At 71.6% G+C, this 3,114-nt stretch carries 3 protein-coding genes; 1 reads left to right on the forward strand and 2 read right to left on the reverse strand.

The genetic code is table 11. The features are described 5' to 3' along the window. Positions 1–208 precede the first annotated feature (208 nt). Both ACWD3D_RS35215 and ACWD3D_RS35220 read right to left on the reverse strand, forming a co-directional pair. Entirely contained in the window at positions 209–634 is a 426-nt protein-coding gene (locus tag ACWD3D_RS35215; RefSeq protein WP_451464754.1) for a cytotoxic translational repressor of toxin-antitoxin stability system, read from the reverse strand. Further along, the gene (locus tag ACWD3D_RS35220; RefSeq protein ID WP_451464755.1) at positions 631–1,047 is read right to left on the reverse strand and encodes a prevent-host-death protein; all 417 of its coding nucleotides are present in this window, start codon (positions 1,045–1,047) and stop codon (positions 631–633) included. Before ACWD3D_RS35220 ends, ACWD3D_RS35215 begins: the two co-directional genes overlap by 4 nt. 170 nt (positions 1,048–1,217) lie before the next feature. Between ACWD3D_RS35220 and ACWD3D_RS35225 the strand changes: the two genes are divergently transcribed. Next, on the forward strand, positions 1,218–3,114 hold a 1,897-nt coding region (locus ACWD3D_RS35225), incomplete at its 3' end, for a TPM domain-containing protein (RefSeq protein ID WP_451464756.1).

A 3,114-nucleotide genomic window follows, 5' to 3' on the forward strand; every position in this document is an offset into this window, starting at 1 on the left:
CTGACGGACCTGGCCCGGGACGCCTCGGTGGACGAGGACACGGTCCTCGTCTACATCGAACAGGAGGACGCGTGGTTCGAGCCCACACTCCGGCCGCGCCGTCGGCATGTCCGCCACGCGCCACCGGGGTTGCCCGCACGTGAGGGCGGGCGGTTCGGTACGGACAGGCGCGCAGGCGGCCCGGGCGGGTTGCCCTGCCCGCCTGTGTTCAGGGCCCCTCGGCCCAGTACCGACGGAGCCGGTCCACCGCCTCTTCTTTGGTGAGCTCGGCCACCGTCTCCTCTGCCAGACCGGCCCTGTGGATCAGCAAGTACACCAGTTCCGCAGGCAGAGCTTCCTTCGGCGTTGCCGGGACTCCTCGGTCCGGGAGTCGGCCGTCAAGCACACAGTCCCAGAATTCGTCCTCGGAGACGTCAAGTTGATCACGCAGGATGTGCCCCCACATCCCCGCGCCATAGACCGTGCGGTCCACCGGATGAGAGATCCTCGTGCGCAGGACCCGCGCGTCATGCAGCGTCAGTTCGTAGGTGAGGTGATGCGTACCCGTACGCCCGCGCGCATCACGAACCCGCTCCCACTTCTCTACCACACAGAATTTCTCATGGCGCTCACGGTCCGGCTGCGGCCGGTTCACCGGCCCCCTCCGACCAGCCAGGCGGCAAGCTGCTCGTCGTCACTCAGACCGATCAGCTGCACCAGACCCCAGTTGTCACGGTGATTGGGTGCAGTGCTCAGTCGATCCTGCCAGTCCTCGGCATATTCACGCAGAGCGTCGACCATTTCGCTGATGGCCTCGTCGAAGGTCGCTCCGTCCGCCGCTACGGGGAGCCCCGGAATGAAGATCGACCAGCCTCCGGCCTCCGCGACGGCCTGCGCCTTTACCGAGCAGACCAATGACAGATAGTGACGGAGGCGCTCGACATCAACCACCGCGGCGCGGCCGGAATCCCGGCGCACTGTCGCCACTCGCCCCTCGCCTGCCGCATCGAGGAGATCCTTGAAGTGCGTGCGCGCTTCCGTATAGCTCTCGTAGTGCACTGCGGACATGTCGCCCTCCTCTGGCTTCCCACCAGGATGACGCCACTCGACAAGTACGTCAAGTACGTCACGTACTTGACGTACCTCCGTCCCCGGTCGGACCGCTTCCCTCCAGGTCCCCGCGCCCCCGCCGGACGCTCGGGTCGCGGGGGGCCAAAGGTGGTCATAGCCTCCTGGATGTGACGCCTCCCGCGACCCGTATCCGCAGATCCCGGCCCTGCCGGGCCCTGCTCGGCGTGCTGTTCGTGGCCTGCTGGCTGGCCGCGGGGACCGCCGCCCCCGCACGGGCCGACAACCCCGTCACGCTCTCCAAGGACGGGCAGATCACCGACCGCACCGGGGCGCTCGGGGACCGCACCGGGGAGGTGGAGGCGGCCCTCGACCAGCTCTTCGACGAGCGGCGGGTGCAGCTCTTCGTGGTGTACGTGACCGACTTCTCCGGCCGCTCCTCGCAGAGCTGGGCCGACGAGACCGCCACGCGCAACGGCCTGGGCCAGGACGACGTGCTGCTGGCCGTCGCGACCCACGACCGGCAGTACGCGTACTCCGTGGACGAGGCGTCCCGGCTCACCGACGCCCAGCTGAGGGACGTGGCGTCCACCGCCATCGTGCCGGCGCTGCGGGTGAACGACTGGGCGGGCGCCGCGATCGGCGCGGCGAACGGTTACGCGGCCGTGCTCGCGGACCAGCCCGTGCCTTCCCCGTCGCTCTCCCCCGGTGCGGCCGATCCCGGTTCGAGCGGCTCGGGCGGAACGACCGCCGGTGACTTCCTGCTCCCCGCGGTCCTGCTCGTCGCGGTGCTCCTCGTCGCGGCGTACGCCCTCTCCCGGCGCAAGCGGCGCGCGAAGACCCGTACGACGCCGGCCGCCGCCGGCTGGGGCGCCGGGGCGCCCGGTGCCGGGACGCCTGCCGAACCACCCACCCCGCTGCCCGAACTGGACGCCCGCGCCAAGGAACTGCTGGTGGACACCGACGACGCGGTACGCACCAGCGAGGAGGAACTCGGTTTCGCCTCGGCCCAGTTCGGCGAGGAGGCGGCAGCACCGTTCCTGGCGGCGGTGACACGTGCCAAAAGTGAGCTGACCGCCTCCTTCCGGCTGCGCCAGCAACTGGACGACGCGATCCCGGAGGACGAACCGACCCAGCGCCGGATGCTGGAGGAGATCATCAGCCGCTGCACCGCCGCCGACGAGCAGCTCGACGCGGTGTCCGCCGACTTCGACCGGCTGCGGGCCCTGGAGCAGAACGCCCCGCAGGCGCTGGCGGAGGTGGAGACGGCCTTCCGTGACCTCGCCGGCCGCACGGCGACGGCGGGTTCGACGCTGGACTCGATGCGCGCCCGGTACGCACCCTCGGCCGCCGCCCCCGTCGCGGACGACGTCGAACAGGCAAAGGAGCGGCTGGTCTTCGCCACCTCCTCGCTCAACCAGGCCCGCCAAGCGGTGGACGGCGGCGACAACTCCCACGCCGCCGTGTTCGTGCGGGCGGCGGAGAGCGCGGTCCGCCAGGCCGCGACCCTGGTGGACGCCGTGGAGCGGCGGGCGGCCGAACTCGCCGAGGCCGCGTCCCGCATCCCGGCGGCGCTCACCGAGATGGAGACGGACCTCGCGGACGCGCACGGGCTGCTGCGCGGCACCGCGCAGGGCGTGTCCACGGCCGACCTCCAGGGACGGATCGGCCGCGCGGAAGCGGTGCTGGCGGACGTACGCGGCGAGGTGGCGGGCGGGCCGTACGACCCGATCGACGCGCTGCGCCGGCTGGAGGAGGCGGACGCGGCGCTGGACGAGTCGCTGGCCGGGGCCCGCGAGCGGGACCAGGGCAACACCCGGGCCCGTCCGCTGCTGGACCAGGCGATGCTGACCGCCCGCTCCGCGATCTCGGCCGCCGCCGACTACATCACCACGCACCGGGGCGCGGTCGGCAGCCAGGCCCGTACCCGGCTCGCGGAGGCCCAGCGCCATGCGGAGCAGGCCGGGCAGCTGGCGGCAGGCGGCTGGAACGCCCTCCTCGGCGTGATGGTGATCGTCTCCATCCAGTACGGTCTGAACCTCGAAGGCATCGCCACCCCGGTCCAGT

This window comes from Streptomyces sp. NPDC002690, from assembly GCF_053592415.1.